Annotated in this window: 14 protein-coding genes and 1 pseudogene; 10 read left to right on the top strand and 5 right to left on the bottom strand. The window is 44.8% G+C overall.

The features are described 5' to 3' along the window. The first annotated feature begins 170 nt into the window (after positions 1-170). The 5 genes and pseudogenes from AC50Y5_RS18555 (at position 171) to AC50Y5_RS18535 (ending at position 7,797) form a co-directional block, all read left to right on the top strand. Positions 171-1,409 (top strand): PTS sugar transporter subunit IIC, encoded by a 1,239-nt coding sequence (locus AC50Y5_RS18555; protein WP_494862903.1) that lies wholly within the window; start codon positions 171-173, stop codon positions 1,407-1,409. A 41-nt stretch (positions 1,410-1,450) separates the two neighbouring features. Beyond that, entirely contained in the window at positions 1,451-3,724 is a 2,274-nt protein-coding gene (locus AC50Y5_RS18550) for a beta-glucosidase family protein (RefSeq protein ID WP_494862762.1), read from the top strand. A 458-nt stretch (positions 3,725-4,182) separates the two neighbouring features. Then, positions 4,183-5,082 (top strand): annotated as a pseudogene (locus AC50Y5_RS18545) (NAD(P)-dependent oxidoreductase); the annotation flags it as partial. A 716-nt stretch (positions 5,083-5,798) separates the two neighbouring features. After that, on the top strand, positions 5,799-6,407 hold the full coding sequence (locus tag AC50Y5_RS18540) for a TetR/AcrR family transcriptional regulator (RefSeq protein WP_494862760.1): 609 nt from the start codon (positions 5,799-5,801) through the stop codon (positions 6,405-6,407). 79 nt (positions 6,408-6,486) lie between these two features. After that, a complete protein-coding gene (locus AC50Y5_RS18535) occupies positions 6,487-7,797 on the top strand; it encodes an alpha/beta hydrolase (protein WP_494862758.1) in 1,311 nt (436 codons plus the stop codon). Positions 7,798-7,953: 156 nt separating this feature from the next. Here AC50Y5_RS18535 and AC50Y5_RS18530 read toward each other — a convergent pair whose 3' ends face one another. The 4 genes from AC50Y5_RS18530 to AC50Y5_RS18515 form a co-directional block, all read right to left on the bottom strand. Beyond that, entirely contained in the window at positions 7,954-9,180 is a 1,227-nt protein-coding gene (locus tag AC50Y5_RS18530) for an epoxide hydrolase family protein (protein ID WP_056033289.1), read from the bottom strand. A gap of 69 nt (positions 9,181-9,249) precedes the next feature. Continuing rightward, positions 9,250-9,669: a MarR family winged helix-turn-helix transcriptional regulator gene (locus tag AC50Y5_RS18525; RefSeq protein WP_235533113.1), complete on the bottom strand. Its 420-nt coding sequence runs from the start codon at positions 9,667-9,669 to the stop codon at positions 9,250-9,252. A 170-nt stretch (positions 9,670-9,839) separates the two neighbouring features. After that, positions 9,840-10,925, bottom strand: coding sequence for a DUF3626 domain-containing protein (locus AC50Y5_RS18520; protein ID WP_494862755.1), 1,086 nt, complete (start codon positions 10,923-10,925; stop codon positions 9,840-9,842). Between the two features lie 146 nt (positions 10,926-11,071). After that, positions 11,072-11,554 carry a TetR/AcrR family transcriptional regulator gene (locus AC50Y5_RS18515; RefSeq protein WP_235533114.1) on the bottom strand — a complete coding sequence of 161 codons (483 nt, stop codon included), beginning with the start codon at positions 11,552-11,554 and terminating at the stop codon, positions 11,072-11,074. 693 nt (positions 11,555-12,247) lie between these two features. On the opposite strand from AC50Y5_RS18515, the gene cyoE reads away from it, so the two are divergent. The 3 genes from cyoE (at position 12,248) to AC50Y5_RS18500 (ending at position 15,008) form a co-directional block, all read left to right on the top strand. Next, positions 12,248-13,168, top strand: a complete 921-nt coding sequence (gene cyoE, locus AC50Y5_RS18510; RefSeq protein ID WP_155972994.1) for a heme o synthase — start codon at positions 12,248-12,250, stop codon at positions 13,166-13,168. Positions 13,169-13,364: 196 nt separating this feature from the next. After that, positions 13,365-14,036 carry a type A chloramphenicol O-acetyltransferase gene (catA, locus tag AC50Y5_RS18505; protein ID WP_056033301.1) on the top strand — a complete coding sequence of 224 codons (672 nt, stop codon included), beginning with the start codon at positions 13,365-13,367 and terminating at the stop codon, positions 14,034-14,036. A 294-nt stretch (positions 14,037-14,330) separates the two neighbouring features. Beyond that, complete coding sequence (locus tag AC50Y5_RS18500) at positions 14,331-15,008, top strand: DUF6273 domain-containing protein (protein WP_056033303.1); 678 nt, start codon at positions 14,331-14,333, stop codon at positions 15,006-15,008. Positions 15,009-15,171: 163 nt separating this feature from the next. Here the strand turns inward: AC50Y5_RS18500 and AC50Y5_RS18495 are convergent, their stop codons facing one another. Beyond that, positions 15,172-15,822: a nitroreductase family protein gene (locus AC50Y5_RS18495; RefSeq protein ID WP_056033306.1), complete on the bottom strand. Its 651-nt coding sequence runs from the start codon at positions 15,820-15,822 to the stop codon at positions 15,172-15,174. Positions 15,823-15,938: 116 nt separating this feature from the next. On the opposite strand from AC50Y5_RS18495, the gene AC50Y5_RS18490 reads away from it, so the two are divergent. Beyond that, positions 15,939-16,304, top strand: coding sequence for a helix-turn-helix domain-containing protein (locus tag AC50Y5_RS18490; RefSeq protein ID WP_056033506.1), 366 nt, complete (start codon positions 15,939-15,941; stop codon positions 16,302-16,304). 206 nt (positions 16,305-16,510) lie between these two features. Beyond that, complete coding sequence (locus tag AC50Y5_RS18485) at positions 16,511-18,247, top strand: cache domain-containing sensor histidine kinase (protein ID WP_056033309.1); 1,737 nt, start codon at positions 16,511-16,513, stop codon at positions 18,245-18,247. Positions 18,248-18,250: the final 3 nt, after the last annotated feature.

Genomic DNA, 18,250 nt, shown 5'->3' with positions numbered 1-18,250 from the left:
TATTTGCTGTATAACCTTAATTTATTAAAGGCAAAGCTAGGATAGGAATACCGTTTAAACAAAAAAGAACCCTGATCTGCGCAAGGAAGGACAAGAAAGCGTTATCACATCGATATATACTGAGTTTGTAGATGTTTAGGAGAGATATACATTTGGAGGGGATTAATATGATGGATCGTCTGATGAAGTGGATGACAGAGCGGTTTGCCCCGCGTCTTGAAGCCTTTACCAAGAACGTATGGGTAGATTCGATTCAGGAAGCAATTATGGTTACGCTTCCAATGATTTTTATCGGTTCCTTAATTACGCTGGTGTCTATTCTAAAGGATTATATTCCGGGTATGCCGGATTTGACGCCGATCACAACGTTCAGTTTTGGACTTCTCGGCATTTTCATTGCCTTTTTGACACCGTATATGGTCATGCAGAAAAAAGAACGCCACAAAATCAAGCTCATTTCAGGCGCGACGGGACTTTCGCTGTACTTGATGCTGTTAAAGCCAACATTTGGCGATGATGGTACCATTCAATTCGTGCTGGAACGGTTCGGTCCGTCGGGTATGATTACAGCTTTGCTTGTCGGAATTGCCGTTGCTGCCATCATGAATGCGTTCAATAAGTTTTCCTGGTTCAAAAAAGATACGAAGCTGCCCGAGTTCATCGTCGATTGGTTCGACTTTCTCGTTCCCATTGCGCTGATTCTTACCTTGGGGTGGATATTGATCTATCAGCTGCATTTCGACATTTTCGGCTTGATCGTCAGTATCTTTAAACCCCTGCATACTATTAGCCAAACACTTGTCGGATTCACCTTATTTAATATTATCGGGGTCGTGCTCTATTCGTTCGGAGTTAGCCCATGGGTCATTACGCCAATTCTGTATTCGATCTGGATTCCAGCGATTGAAGAGAACGCGAAATTAGTCGCGCAAGGTCTGGATCCGATTAACATTAATACGTTCGAAACGTTCTTCAGCGGCTGGCTCGGTGTAGGAGGCATGGGGGCAACACTACCACTGGTCATCTGGTTTCTTTTTGCAAAGTCGACAAAGCTGAAGACGATTGGCAAAGCGACGATTGTTCCTTCGTTGTTCAATATTAATGAGCCGGTCATTTACGGCGCGCCGGTCGCGTTTAATCCGATTCTTATGATTCCGATGTGGATTAATGGTATCGTTACACCAATTATCGTTTATCTCGCCCTAGATTGGGGGCTGGCGGCAATTCCGAGTAAAGTGTTCCAGTTATGGTATACCCCAATTGGGATTTCGACGTATTTGATGTCGGGGCTTAACGGGCTTCTGCTGCTGGCCGTTGTGCTACTTATTATGTTCGCAGTTTGGTACCCGTTCTACAAAATTTACGATATGCAAGAGTTAAAGAAAGAACAGCAAGAAGTACATCACTAACAGCAAGCTGAGGATTATGAGGAAAGAGGAGCTGACAACTAATGAAACAAAAGACAGAGATACTACTGCAAGCATTGACGCTGGAGGAAAAAGCGGGCCTATGCGCAGGTTTAAATATGTGGATGACAAAGGGCGTTGAGCGATTGGATATTCCACCGCTTCATATGTACGACGGCACCAACGGTATTCGTAAAACGAATAGTGACGATGAAATGGGAATCACTGGTGAAAATATGCCGGCAACCTGTTATCCAACGGGTTCGGCGATCGGTTCCTCATGGAATATCGACCTGCTGCACGAGGTTGGTGTTGCGCTGGGCATCGAGGGCAAGCAAATGGGCGTAGAGCTCTTGCTAGGTCCTGGGATTAATATGAAACGTACGCCGCTTGGAGGGCGGAATTTCGAATATTATTCGGAGGATCCTTGCCTCAGCGGCGAGCTTGGCGCCGCGTTCGTGAATGGGCTGCAGAGCCAAGGGGTTGGCGCTTCAGTGAAGCATTTTGCCGGCAACAATCAGGAGTATGAGAAGCTCGTCACAAGCTCGGAGGTGGACGAGCGTACACTGCGAGAAATTTACTTGAGTGCCTTTGAACGAATTATCAAGAAGGCCAATCCTTGGACGATTATGTGCTCGTATAATCTGCTGAACGGTTCGTACACCAGTGAAAATGAGCATTTGCTCCAAGACATTCTCCGTGATGAGTGGGGTTATGAGGGTGTAGTGCTATCTGATTGGACAGCGGTGAATGACCGAATCCGTGGTTTGAAGGCTGGATTGGATATCGAAATGCCGGGGCCTGCCCACTACAATACGAAAGCCATTATTGAGGCAGTTACAAGCGACAAGTTGAACGAGGCTGACCTAGACCGTGTCGTTTACCGTATTCTGGAGCTGGTTCGTAAAACAATGGATCCTGTAGACCTGGTGGAGAAATCAGAATTGGACTTCCATCAACTTGCAAGAAAAGCCGCGGCAGAAAGTATCGTGCTACTGAAAAACGATAATCAAATTTTACCGATCCTTCCGGAGAAGACCTCATCGATCGCTGTGATCGGCAGCTTTGCCAAACGGCCGAGAATGCAAGGTGCAGGGAGTGCCAAGGTTACCGCATCTCGGGTTGATGTGCCGTGGGAAGAGATTCGTGAGCTTGCGGGGGAATCGATTACGCTTTCCTATGCTGACGGATATCCACAGGATGATCAAGTGGACGATGCGCTGATTCAAGAGAGCGTTCAACTAGCGGCGCGTAGCGATATCGCGATTTTGTTCGTAGGACAGCCAGAATATGCCGAATCAGAAATGCGTGATCTAGAGGGAATCAATCTGCCGCCGCATCAAGTGAAGTTGATTGAACAAGTATGCGCAGCTCAACCGAGATGCATCGTTGTGACGAGCAGCGGTACAGCGCTTGCGATGCGACCTTGGGCGCAGCACGTTCCTGGCATTCTCCATGCATGGCTCACAGGCCAGGGTGGAGGCAGAGCGATAGCTGAAATTTTGTTTGGTAAGGTGAATCCCTCGGGCAAGCTTTCAGAGAGCTTCCCTGTCAAGCTTTCCGACAATCCATCCCATAAGCGGATTCGCGGAGAGAACGGCAAGCTGTATTATCGCGAGGGTCTTTTCGTAGGGTATCGGTATTATGATAGTAAGGAGATTGCACCGCAATTCCCATTTGGACATGGCTTGTCATACACGAGCTTTGTTTACACGGATTTAAAAGCCGTGCAGCAGGGAGACCAGGTGTCCGTTACCTTCCGATTGAAGAATACGGGGAGTGTACCAGGCAAAGAAGTTGTCCAACTATATGTGCACGATGAGGATTGCAAGTGGGTACGTCCCGACAAGGAATTGAAAGCTTTCGCGAAGGTGGAACTGCTGCCAGGGGAAAGCAAGGATATTCACTTCGTCCTGGAAGAACGGGATTTCGCGTATTATAACACCAAGTATAATAAATGGGTCGCTGAAACAGGTTATTTCCAGCTTGTTATTGGCAGTTCATCCCGAGACATTCGAATCAGGGAAAGAATACACTGCCAGTTCAAAAGCGAGGAAATGACGCTGCATAAATTTAGCTTGCTCAGCGATTGGCTCAGCGATTCGACCGCGAAATCGATTCTCTTGGACAATCTTACGGAGATGAACCAGCATGTGTTCGACAAAGTAGAGTTGACGGATGAGTTTGTCGGTTTCTGGAGTGACTTTCCGACGATTAAAGTGTTTCAAATGTTCGGTCAAAACTGGCTAATCGATCGTTCACCGGATCAGCTGATTGAGGAAATGATTCAAAATTTTGTGATGATGCGAAGAAAATAAGCTTAGTCCAAAAGCAGCCTGTAAGGGATAGTAACAGCAATAAGACTGTTGTAACAAAAATACTGGTGCTTAACGTTAACTTGAGCTGTTAATGTTAAGCACCTTTTCTGTATGTCGAAGCGTTTCATTAAACAGCATTCATTAATGATTCATCTAAAGAATCCAGATGATTTTGTAAACAGAGTAGTACCCAAAATGGCGATCAACCATCGTTTGATGGTTCTTCTTTTTCAACCGCTGTAACGCTAACAATACGAATATCTGCTAAGGGTATAAGAAGCATAATCGGCAGCGGGCAAAGCTAGATTTAGAACGATTAATCGAAGAGTATGAGCGCATCAAGAGTAGGGGGAAGGTGGTGAAACACCAATGAAATTGAAAAGATGATACTATTCCTTGATTGATAAAGTATACCAAATGAAAAATTTGCACGAAGCATGGCTGTCAGTAAAGAAGAGAATCAAGAAAGCGGCGGAATTATTGATGAGCTTGCACTGGTCGATGCCGTTAACGAAGGCATCGTCGCAGGAGCTGCGTTCGACGTATTTGAAGTGGAGCCTCCGCAGGCGGATCATCCTTTCTTGAACAATCCGCGCATTATCGTCACGCCACATCTTGGCGCTTCTACAATTGAAGCCCAGGAAAATGTAGCTTTTGATGTATCTGAGGAAGTACTGCATATCTTAAGAGGTCAGCCGTTCAAGAACGCAGTCAACATTCCTACGATACCGGCCAACGTGCTGAGCAAGCTACAGCCTTATTTCAACCTTGCGGAAAAAATTGGTGCGATTCTCGGACAAATTGCCCTAGGCGCTGTGCATGAGATTGTGGTTAACTATGCGGGAGATCTGGTTGATGTAGATACGAGTCCGCTCACGCGTCACATTGTAAAGGGTATATTTATGCATCAGTTGGAATCCATTAATATTGTTAATGCGATGCACTTAGCCAAAATCCGTGATGTGAACATCGTAGTTCAGAAATCAAATACCTCGAGCAGTTTCACCAACCTTTTAACTGTCACTATAAAAACAAAGCAGGAGGAAAAGACGCTGGCAGGAACGCTCCTGACCGGGATAGGGGAGCGTATAGTCCTGATTGATCAATATCCGGTAGATGTCTCGCCTTCCGGCAATCTGCTGCTGGTATCGCATAACGATAAACCGGGCATTATCGGCAGAGTGGGGACCTTGCTCGGCGACAATGATGTCAATATTGCAACGATGCAGGTAGGCCGGAAGGTCGTTGGCGGCTCTGCGATCTTGGTGCTGACCATCGATAAACAGACTTCGAAAGAGGTTTTACTCTCGCTTGAGAGCTTACCGGAAATCGTGAACGTACGTGAGCTAGTGATTTAATGTTTTGAATCTGTTCATCTTTGTTTTATGGGTAAAACGATTAAGGGATATCATCCTCCTAAGGGGTAGTGTGGAACCGCTAGAAAAGTCCCGATGATGCTTAGTTAGGTCATCGGGACTTTTTTATTTAGAAGGTAATGTAGACAATGCTTGGGATTTCAAAGACACATAGCTAGTTTTCAGAAGAAAAAATTTCTTGATTATTTCATGATTGAAAATGGAGTGATTACTGGATTTCTAGAGGAAGAATTAAGGGAGCAACTACAAAATTCTAAATAAGTACAAGAGTATGAAGAAATATCCGAGACACTAGGCTGGGGGAATGTGATTTCGAGAGACAGTTTTAATTGATATAATGAACAAGTTTTATGTACTAAAGCGTCTCAAGAAGCATGCTTTTTGAGACGTATTTTTTTGCCCATTTCTACCGCTTCAAAAGAAGTGAAAAAGCGTTTACGGCTACAGCGGCCTTGCATCGGAGTGGACTATCAAAATCAACTTTCTACCGACGTGTTAAAGAGTTTCCTAAAAGACACCGATGAAATTCAGTGCGCTCTTTACCAAATTCTCATGGTCTTGCTGCCTTGGGCACTGCCCAGTAGAAAATTGCATTTGTTCAGCAGGCATTAAATTAGTGAAAATTGACTTGATTTGACTTGATAATATTTTATCATTATAATATGAATTAATTCACAACTATTTGAGAGGTGATTCACATGTTCCAAAAGGCATTTCTTAATTTGGATAAAGAGAAGCAGGATGAGCTGCTGAATAAGGCCATGCAACTTTTTATCGATCACAAGTACGAAGACGTCACGATAAAGCTGATTCTTGAAACATTGTCTCTGCATCCGGCAACATTTTACAGGTATTTTAAGGATAAGGATGATCTTTATTATGTAATGTTATGTAATGTTTCGCAGAAAAAAAAGGATTTTTTAAAAAACGATGGTCAAGAGTACGTTTACGAACTTATGGTTCGTGACAACACGGCTGAGCCATTGAATGAATTGGAAGTCAAGTTTGTTAAAACAGTAATAAATCTTCCCGTGGATGTCTTGCTTCACTTATACCTGGATCTGTTCAAAGACGAATCCATCGCCATATTCAAGGACAGTTTGCGCCGGTTGAGGTACGACGGCAAGCTCCGGCCCGACATTGACGACGACCTGATTTCCTTTATATATGCGACTGTACAGTTTAATCTGATTTTATTTTACAGAGAGGCCGGCATTGAGGAAGAAGATATGCAACTCAAGGTTCGCAAATATTTTGATAAATTTTTCCTTCATGGATTAATAAAAGACTCTGAATATGAAGAGTAGTGAGTCGAATGCTCTTCGGTGAATGCTTCTTCACAGGACAAGTTAACACGATTCAATAACTTAAATTGGAGGAGAAATTATGAAAAAAATACTGACAGCGACACTGGCAATTGTTCTCGCACTGACCATGCTCTCCGCCTGCGGCAAAAATAGCGGCACTTCCGCACATGAGGAATTTCCGAAACCGGAAAATAGCGGTACTTCCGCACATGAGGAATCTCCGAAACCGGAAAATAGCGGCATTTCTGCACAGGATGAATTTCCAAAACCGGTCGGAAGTTATACGGTCGGGCGTACACAGATGGACTTCAAGTACAAAGCGTCAGACAATTCAGAAAGGGAACTGACGGCGTTATTTTTCTATCCGTCCGACAGCAGTGAAGGCAAGCCAACGGCAGAATATGCATTTCCGGAGTTTCATTCATTGAGGGATGAGCTTCTGGTTAGATTAGGGGCTACAGCGGGTGGTGAGCAGCTTTTTGACTCCAATTTTAAGACATGGTCTTACGACGATCTGGCCTTGTCTGAAAAGGAAAAGCAATATCCGGTTTTATTCTTTGTTCATGGCGCAGGCGCTTACCCGCAGCAAGGCACTTTGTTCTCTCAAGACCTGGCAAGCTCCGGCTATATTGTGGTATCAATCGGTCATGCCGAAAGTGGTGTGTACAAACTCAAGGATGGACGAACTGTTGGTATGACAGAGGAATTTATGGACGAATTAACGAAATACGGAATGGAAGCGGCCTCCCTAACTCCCCCTGAAATTGTGACAGAGAAGCTCGAGGAAGAAGAAGCGATTGAGATTGCTCGCAAATTGACTTCGGCGCCTGAAGCAGTGAAGTTTGCAAAATATGCCGTTTTACAGAGCGAGGATATTAGATATGTCGCAGATAGTCTGTACAAAATGAATACAGGTGACATTGAATCCATGTTTAAAGGCAAATTGCAGCTTGAAATCGGTATGGGTGTGTTTGGACATTCTTTTGGAGGAACGACAGCGGCAATTGTTAGCCGTGACGATGACCGATTTGTCGGCGCTGTAAATCTTGACGGTAATATGTTAGGTGCCCTGGATAGCGACCTTAAGAAACCCTTCATGCAGCTCGGCACCGTGCTTGCGTATAATACGAATGCATTTCTTCTTGAATCCAACAGCCAGGAAACCTACTTTGCCATTATTGATAATGTGACTCATGGTGACTTCTCCGATTCCTTGTTTACTACTACAAATGAAGCCTCCAGAGGAACCCGAGATGCCATGGAACAGCGCAATATTATTACCTCTTATACAAAGGCGTTTTTTGATAGATATATGTTGAAAAAGGAAACGGAAATTGAAAGCCTTACCTTTGACGGCGTAGAAATGATTAAGAAGCCTCAAAAGAATTAGACTAAGATTTATCAAGACCTAAACTTAATAAAATCAAATAACAAAAAGGGTTCTACCTATTATGCATGACTAATAGGAGGTTCCCTTTTTGTTTAATTATCCTAAACGACCAAAGAACCGCAAACCTTTTTTGAAAGCTCGATTCGGTTGAATCCTTTATCGACGTCCTCGGAAGGTGCGGCGCAAATCCTCAACCCACTTGTCCGGAACTTCCCAGGGGATGAAGTGTCCACCATGCTCGTGGGCTGTGATGTTGACATGTTTATACCAAGGAGCCCGATCGCTTTCGAGAAAATTCGGTACGCGATTTTCGGTCGTGATACCCGGCGGATTTTCGTAGCCCACAAAGGTAATACCGGTTGGTGCCTCAATGACAGGCGAGCGACTATGATCGGGTGTCCATGGATAGCGGTTATTGTTTGCATAGATGCGCATTGAGGTTTCAATGGCGTTGTTGACCCAGAAGATGGTTGCGTGTGTAAGGATGTCGTCCTTAGTAAAGACATTCTCGACATTGCCGTTATTGTCACTCCATTTGGTCCATCGTTCCAAAATCCATGCGAGCATTCCAACTGGCGAGTCGCTCAGACTGTAGGCGAGTGTGCTGGGATCAAGAACGTGTACGGCGAGATGCGATGCGAAACGGCGATCAAACTCCAAAATTTGCGATTTGATTTTCTCAGGGATGTTGTCGGGAATGGGACGGCCTCCGGCGAAATCCCAACCGCGATCTCCGTTAAAGAAGTTCAGTTTTAGAGCAGACCCGATGTGTATGGCGTAGAGCTCGTCACTATATTTGTGTCCCAGTTGACCGGTCACGAGAGCACCTACATCGCATCCCCCTGCCGCGTATTTCGCATAGCCGAGAGTATCGGTCATGAGCGTATGCCAGAGATCGGCAATTTTCCAAAAGTTCATGTCTGGATGGCTCGGCAGTGGCGTCGAGAATCCAAAGCCAGGAAGGGAGGGCACGATTACGTCGAATGCTTCAGCCGGATCGCCCCCGAATGCGCCAGGGTCCGCTAGTGGATCAATGACCTTGGACCAATGCCAGAACGTCCAAGGCCAGCCATGGGACAGGATCAAGGGTATAGGGTTAGGCCCCACGCCAGGTTTACGCATAAAGTGCACAGGAACTCCGTCAACATTTACTTTATAGTGTTCGTAGGCGTTGATCGCCTTCTCGGATTTGCGCCAGTCAAACTCGTTAATCCAGTAGTCGACGAGTTTCTCAAGGTAGTTCCGACTAACACCGTAAAACCAGTCATCATTACCGGCATCGAGAGGCCATCTGGTGGCCTTTAAACGATTTTGAAGATCAGCAAGTAAATCATCTGATACGTGGATCGGACTCGGTTCAAGCACGAAAGGAGCTGTTGTCATAAGTGTTCCTCCTTGTATTCGTTTGTTTCGTCCGTCACTCGGGTATGAACAACGGAAATGCAACCGCGACTACGAATCGGTTCCCAGTTCGACCAGACGCTTCAATGCGGGAATGGCGGAGGCAATTGCCTGTTTTTCCTCCTCAGTGAGTCCTTCACTGAATTTCGAGAGCTTCGTTATGCGATTCAAACGACGAGAATCAATAACATTTGCCCCCAGCGCGGTAATGTGCACTTGAACGACTCGGCCATCATTTGGATCTGGCCGGCGCTCGACGAGCCCGTCTCGTTCAAGTCGGGTCACCAATTGTGTGATTCCCGACTGCGTAACTTGCTCATTAACGGTCAGCTCAGTAAGCCGCATGGGACTCTTGAGGGACAACGTGTGCAGGACGGAAAGGGTAGTGAAGCTTAGTTTTTCAATGGACGGCATCCGAATGAAAATCCTCGTTAAATCTTCGAACACCATAGCGAAGTCGCTAACGTTCAACTCAGTCAGGTTATTTTTAGGTTTCATGTATAAAACTATATCATGAACTTATATAAGTGTCTAATGTAAATTGGGTTGGCCAAGACTCCAAACTAGAGGATCCTCCAGAAACTTGCCAACAATTCAAACTCCTTGTGACTGAAGGAGAAGGGTACAGAATTGCTCCATCTTCACTTTTCCATTGGCTTTCCATATCTCACTAAAACATGCCAGAGTAATTTTAATTGTTGCAGAACTTCATTATAGGTTCCTCTATCGCTCCAATTGCTTGGATTTCGTTTCAAGTCCATAGCTGCAGAGCCAATCATATTTGCATCAATAAAATGACTTTGCGCAATTCTTTTGGCTAGTGAAGGCATCGAAGGACCTCTAAAATTCATAGGAACCTCATCAACCAAAAGTGTAAAGCCCATGTGCCAGTAAAGATCGATTGAATACTTTAAACATATCTGTTCTAAGATTCGTCCTGTATGGGTGCCCTTAAATGATGGATCGGCAACAAGCATCTTTACGTCTTCTTTAAGAAAAATGTCACCATGAACCTGAGCTTCGATATAGTGGTTAAGATTTCGGTTTGGCTCTTTATTTGATGGATTTTGGAATGGTTTCTCAAGATTAACGAGCATATGGTCGATTAACTTTTGAACCGTCAGGTTTTTTTCACCAATGGCAAAATCACTATAGAACGCATCCCTCATGAGAGCGGCCAAAATGAGGTCAAATTCCTCATACGTCCCTTTTTCCTTGGGGTCTTGGTGAGAATCCAAATAAGTATAAGTGCAACGATGAGAGACCTCAGTGGATAAAAGGAAATAGCATGATCCAAAACGTGGAGCAGGTCCATCGGGATGTAACATGACATTGAGTGCCCCATACTTGGGCCGTTCGCTATTGGTTGAGCCATTTATTTGGTACGCTCCGCCAAACATTTTCTTCTCCCAAACGTCACGTTCACCACCTGAAAATGCTGATACACTTCCATTCGATAGGAAAGTCTCAAACTGGCTTTTATAAATTCCCTGCTCAAGTAGTGCTTCAGCAACGCTTTTCATGGTCGGGTCTAATCTATCTGGGTGAAAGTGTAGCGCGACATTTGCGTGAGATTTTAGTTTAGTGATAGCCTCTTCAAATGTCTTCGGCTCGATGTTGGACATTCGAAGAATTTCCCTAATGGTTTGCTCCACCTCATTTTTGCGGCTTCTTGCGTAATTTGTTATATGATCTTGAGCTAATTGCTGAGACCTCGTTAATTTCATGGGCAGAGGAGTCACTTCCCTTTTTATAGAATCATAATTCATTATGGACAGTAAGGGAAATTGACCCTTTAGGAATCGCCTTGTGTGGGCTGTATAAATAAACCTGGTCTTATTACCGATTTGATTAATGACGAATGTATAGCTTCCTACTCACAAATTCTTTCCAATAAAGCCCCTAATTGCTCTGCTAATACGATATAAGTTACCGGTCTCTCGTTCATAAACCACCATTCGATTACGCCTACATAGGAAGATGCCACGAATTGCACGACAAGCTCTTTATTCAACCCTTCATTCTTGCCGTGGTTGTTATCGACTTCGTCTTGGAATTCTTCAATAAGAAATTCGAGAAATCGGCTGCGGAAGAGGGAGGCTCCTTTGCTAGCCAGCATGGTGGAGAAAAATGCGTAATTAGTTTCAAAATACTCCGTCCATATTACGGACCCCGTTACAAAATCCAAATCTGCTGATGCTTCGCATCTTTCCCGGAGCTCGTCAATATGCTTCTCGATGAGCTTATCCAGCAAATCGTATTTATCCATATAGTGAAGATATATCGTTCCACGGCTGACGTTTGCTTGATCCGAAAGATCCTGAATGGTAATATCGTCAAAACTTTTCTCAGACATAAGTTCAATAACTGCTGTTTTTAAGGCTTCCTGGGTTTTAAGGATTCTTCTATCAACCAACACGTGCATACATGGAAGAATTATTGCCGGACATTCTGGACGGAACCCTCGAACCAGGACGCGTGTTTGACGTAACGGTTGATTTGATGGCGTACCGGAGGGGTATCAAGCCATGGACAACCGTAAAGCGCTCAAAGTATTGATTAGACCTTAAAATTTGGTCACTACAATGATTGTTGATTCATCAAGGGTAGCCCTAAGTTATTTATAGGGCTACCCTTATTTGATCTATTTCATCCCAACATTTCTGCGGTAAAGTTAATGAAATTTTTCGATTTTTTCCTATTGGCTTGCAGCCTGCCCCTTTTCTCTTACCTCCTCTTTATCCAGTTGAACGATCCTCTTTTTCTATGCTTATTAGCTTCCTCAACTCATTTTTTATTTGTGAATAAATCCAATTTATAGGAGTAAACTGAATTTAGTTCATAAATTTCAAGAGTCAGTCTAAAGCTTGATTACAGTGCCGTCTTGGACATGCAAACGGGTTGTTCACGAAAGCGACAAGGGTTTTTGACAGAATCATGAGGGTTGATGGAATAATGGCACATCTAATGAAGCTTTATGGTAACCTATAGAAGTAACCTAAAGAAATAACCTATAGAAATGAAAACACATACAGGGAGTGTTATTCTCATGCTGATGCAAAGCAATACAAATAGTATCGAACGAATGCCGATCTCCATTACGAAGGTGCTCTTTGAAACGATAAAGTTTGGTATTATCAAGTCGAATCTCATTGCGATGATCGCAGGGCTTAGCATGGCGCTGTACGTTCATCACTTATCGTTCTTCGATAAGATCGGCAACATTGTGCTGGCTTTGATCGGATCTGCCTTGGTGATCGGAGCGGCCGGCATCTTCAATAATTTATACGATCGCGATATCGACGCCATTATGGAACGGACGAAAAATCGGCCGACTGTATCCGGAATCGTTGACGTCGGGAGCGGGCTGATCATGGGGATCTGGATCGCGGCAGGCGGCCTTGTCGCATTGTATATTTCATCTCCGCTTGCCGCTTACTGCGGCTTTCTGGGGCTGTTCCTCTATGTCGTGCCTTATACCATGTGGACGAAGCGCAGAACCATCTATAATACGGAGGTGGGCAGCTTGTCAGGTGCAATGCCTCCGCTGATCGGTTGGGCCGCAATCTCGCCTGACATTTTTCACCCTGGTGCAATGGCGTTGTTCCTGTTAATGGTGATTTGGCAGATGCCACATTTTTATGCCATCGGGATTCGTCGTATGGAGGAATACCGGGCGGCTAACATCCCGATGCTGCCGGTCGTCAAGGGCATTCGGAGAACGTACGTGCAGATGAATGTATATCTGGTTGCATTGTTCCTGAGCAGCTTCATGTTCTGGTCCTTTAATCCGTACATCGCTGTGGCGAATGCGCTCCTGAGCTTGGCCTGGTTAATTCTGAGCGTCGACGGATATCGTCGGAAGCCGGAGGAAAAGTGGGCGCGTTCGATGTTCATTTTTTCGCTGAACCACATCACGGTGCTGCTGCTAATGATCGTCGGCTACTCCTTGGGTGCTCCTTTGTTATAATGGCAATCCCTCTCGGTCGGGATTTTAGGTGAATAGACCTAAGATTTCGGATAACATAAATGAAAAAAGTCGCAAAGAGAGCGGCTTTTTTTTCTCCGCATTAAAATAATAAAAGGGATTGTGAAGAGGATATGGTTAAAGCAGTGGATCAAACCTCCTAAAACGAAAAAACAATCATTTTAGGAGGTTATTATAAATGAACTTCAATCCGATTATTATGGATAACTGGAGTAGGAAACCATACTTTGAGCATTATTTAAACAAGGTCAGATGCACCTTTAGCATGACGGCAAATATGGATATTACCCGGCTGCTGAAAGAACTCAAGAGTCAGGAAATAAAGCTTTATCCCGCACTCATCCATATGATAGCTACTGTGGTAAACCGCCATCATGAATTTCGCACATGCTTTAATTCGGAGGGGACATTAGGCTATTGGGATCGTTTGTCTCCTAGCTTTACCATTTTCCATGATGATGATAAGACTTTTTCAAGCATGTGGACTTTGTACGGCGAAGATTTTAATGATTTCTACAGTCGTTATCTTGATGATATGAAAAATTACGGAAAGGTTAAACAATTTGCCTCTAAACCAAACGAACCGCCCAATACTTTCCCTATTTCCAGCATTCCTTGGGTTAGCTTCACAGGCTTTAATTTGAACATATATAACGAGGGGACCTTTTTGCTCCCCATCCTTACAATGGGGAAATACTTTCAGCAGGAAGACAAAATACTGCTGCCACTATCCGGGCAATTCCACCATGCTATATGCGACGGTTACCATGCCGGGATGCTGTATAATGAGCTGCAATTACGTGCTGATAATTGCAAGGAATGGCTGCCCAACTATACTCCATTCCGCTAATGGACACGTTAATGGAATAAGGAAGCGATAACCCGATGATGCCTTTCTAGATCATCGGGTCTTCTTTATGTGTAAAAGCCAGCCCACTCCTAACTTCGTGCAGTGAGCCGGTTTTGGCTATGAATAGCTTGCCGACTTTCTCGAACTGCCGTCTTTACTTAAAGTAAAACATTAAAGTACGTATGTTAAGTTTTTTGAAATAGATAGTGCGGTAAATCAAGGGTTTGAGGAAGCCAGCTTAGTTATTGCATCAATGTTGTACAATTGAATTAAAAACGAAAGTTGGAGATTTTTTTGGAAAATGTTAATTTTGCCTGCACGCCGTTTCGAAGCGCAGAGCCCGGCGCAATCATTACTTTCGGCATTTATCCTCAGACTGCGGGCGGCGCAGACAGAACGCCGATCAGGTGGCGGGTGCTGCAAAATTCAGGCAGCGAGCTGTTCCTGTTGAGCGAATACATTTTGGACTGCAGGCGGTATCATGGTGAATTTGTCGATATCTCATGGCGTGATTCTGATATGCGAAAATGGCTGAACGATGAATTTTATATCACTGCATTCAATGATTCCGAGAAGCGGTTCATCAAGACTGCATATTGCACGGACAACGGAGAGGCGAGCGCTGACACGGATGACAAGGTTTTTCTGCTCAGTGTTTCGGAGGTGAAAGAACTGACCTCTAAACATGATGAAGTCGCTTTAAGCGTGAAACGTCGGACAATAGGAACGGAATTTTCCAAACTAAAAAAGGAAGATGGCTGTCACCTGTATGTGTATGATAAAACCGTCAAAGCTGACTATATCATCGAGAAGGGTGAGGAATTAGGCTGCTCTTGGTGGTGGCTGAGAACCCAGCCGGTTAGTTGTTCACGTGCTTATTTTATTGGCCCACGCAGCAGTATACGCAGTTATGGCCGTGTTAACTTAGCTCGTGACGGCGTGCGCCCCGCTATCAAAGTGGCATTTCCTTAGTTTTGATCAACGGATGTCCGCTGCTTCACATATCTATCGCTTAAAACAAAAAAAGCTCGGTTTTGGATCACTTGGACGTGACCCGAAACCGAGCTTTACTCTCGAATGATATTGATGAATAACAACATCCATCGTTAGGTTAGTCTCCAAGTGTAACGGTTGATTAGGCCCAGGTCGTAATCGTTTCAACCGGGAGGCGGTAGGAGGGATAGCCCTCCTTGGCTGCTTTTCCTATAGAAATCAACATGACCGGTTGGAACCGATCCTTGTCCAGGCCAAAGGCTTCAGCGATCTGCTCCTTATCATAACCGGCCATCGGGTTGGTGTCATATCCGTGAGCACGGGCTACAAGCATCAGCTGCATCGAAATGAGGCCCGAGTCAATCAGGTTCATGTCACGCAGATCGGATGCAGCCATACTCGCATAATAAGGCTTCGCTTGTTGCAATTGCATATCCATAATATCCTGAGGCATGTATCCAAGCTCCACGGCTTTGCCGAAAATTTCGTCCATATATTCAATATTGCTTGCATCGTAAAATACCGCAATGACAGCCGAGGAGGTTAGAGCTTGCGTCTGGTTGAAGGAGGCCAGCGGTGCAAGCTTTTCTTTGCCTTCAGCACTGTCGATGACAAGGAAACGCCATGGCTGCATGTTAATGGCAGAAGGGGCGCGGGAAGCTTTCGCCAACATTTCGGTCATTTCCTCCCGGCTGATTTTCACTTCAGGATCGTAAACTTTAACGGATTGGCGCTCCAAGACGATTTGATTAAAATCGTTTGTTTTGTGGAATTTGCTGGTGATTTTGCTCATGTGAATTTCTCTCCTTTATCTATTGTTTTCAAAATTGTACTGCAACTTATCTGCACTATGAGGATTGTAAACTATGAAGTATACTTTATAGCAAGAGCAAAAACGGGGTGTTTAAGTTGAAAATTAGTGAAGTAGCAAAAATGGTTGATCTTCCGATATCAACGATCCGTTACTATGAGAAAATAGGCATTATTACGGATGAATATATATTGAGAGAACAGAATAACTATCGGAATTACGCTTTAGAAATTGTTAATCATCTAAACACTGTTAAAAATTGTTTGGCTGTTGGATTTTCGATTCACGATATAAAATCCATGATTTCGAAAAAAGGAATATCAAAAGAGGAACAAATACGCATCATTAAAGGGAAAATTTCGGAAATTGAAGAAGCTCAAAATAAATTAGAAAATTCCAAACAAGATCTATACGATATTCTTGAATTGGATATTACGTGTGAAGATGGATTTGGGAAATACTAATAGTAGGTCTGCCAGAACCATTTGGCAGGCTTTTTTTTGCTTAGGTGTCATAGGAGGGCGGCAGCTTTAAAATTAGCGAGTGTAATTATAAAGATAGCGTCTATCATGATTGAGGTATTCTAAGCAAAGAATTGATATAGTAAACGCTTTCAATATATTGTAATATATCGGGTGAAGTGCAATTTCGAAGCAAGGATGGAAATGACATGCGATTCAAATTCAACATCTTTCAGAAATTGCTTGTGTTGCTGCTGATTTTGCTGACGCCTGTCGTGGCGCTTTACTATTATTCAACGTACAAGAGCATCAATGTCATACAGGAGGAGCTCATCAAGGCGAGTCTAAACCAGATGGAGCTTTTCATGGCACAGCTGGATGCCAGCATAGAGAAATTCGATCTGGTCTCCGCCCCCATGCTCGTTGACACGAATGTACTGGAATACCGGTACAGCCTCAACATGAGCGATTATTCCCTCATGAAAACCCGGCTGCTGATTCAGGAGAAGCTGTCGCTGGCCAGCGCGTCGGGCAACTGGCGCAATGATATGACGATCTTTTTTCCGCAAAAAGGCGATAGCATATCTTCTTCTCCCTCCTATGAATATGATCTTGAAGAGTTTGAGGGCCGATTCTCGCTGGGGTGGAGCTACAGTGAAGATTTGGGGATAGGCTCCGGTTTTACTCGAACCTATGTCACTACGGGTTACAAACCGGCTCGTCCGAACGAGCTAGATGTTGCCGTTCGCATTAATCTGTACAAGTGGAGCTTCGAGAATCTGCTCGACACCTACAAGGCTGGCCACTCCAACAATCCGTTTTTTTACAAAGAGGGACATGCCATCATCGCCAGCCGGTCCGCAGAAGGACTTAAGATGGATGGAATCGTCGCAGAGCTGGGAGACAGGGTCAATAGCCGTACTTCCGGTTTCTTGATTCATTCGTTCGATGGCAGGCCTTATCTGATCACCTATCATTATTCTAACCTTCTTGACTGGCAGCTCATCGATTCCGTTCCGCTCGACCAAATAATCGGGCCAATTAAGCAGCAGAGGGTGCTGTTTGGAGCGTCATCTTTCATTTTGCTTCTATCCGGTATCGCCGCCGCGACTGCCTTGTACTGGAACGTACAGAGGCCGATCTTACGGCTCGTGCACGCGGTGCAGCAGATCAAGCGAGGCGATTACGCCTACCGTCTGCCGAAAAAATCAAACAATGAATTCGCGTTCCTCATGCAAAACTTCAATGAGATGGCGACGCAGATCCAAGATCTAATCGAGCATGACTTGCAATCGCGTATCCTTGCTCGCGATGCAACGCTGAAGCAATTACAGGCGCAGATTCATCCTCATTTTTTGTACAACTGCCTGGGTTTCATCATTAACATGACCAAGATGGGGAAGGATCGGGCAGTCATCGACATGGCCTATCACTTGGCCGACTATTACCGGTATACAACACGTATGGACAATCAGGGAGTCAGCATGGGCGAAGAGCTTGCGTTCGTACGCATTCACTTGGAAATTCTCAGGCTTCGCAATGAGACGCTGACCTACAGCATCGAGCTGCCGGAGGAGCTTGCACAGCTCCGCGTCCCCCGGCTTCTCATCCAGCCGATCGTGGAGAATGCGCTGGTGCATGGACTTGAGAACGTCGAATACCCGGGCCGGGTGGAAATCAGGGTCTACGTCAAGGATAGCTGGGTGCACTTGGAAGTGGAGGATAACGGCAAAGGATTGAATATGGAGCAGATCAACCAGCTGCACAAGGAGCTTCGTGTCCCGGCTGGTGAATATGCCGGCTGCGGCCTATGGAATGTGTATCAGCGACTGCAGGGCAACTATGGCGCAGACGCCAAAATTACATTTATTCCATCCAGGCTGGGCGGGCTAGCCGTCAGCTTAGTCTGGAGACTGAAGAATGAAGAATGCAGATTGGAGACGTAACGA

The sequence above is a fragment of the Paenibacillus sp. JT22N7 genome, from assembly GCF_059383875.1.
The sequence above is the reverse complement of the archived record's forward strand: the minus strand, read 5'-3'. Positions and strand labels throughout refer to the sequence as shown.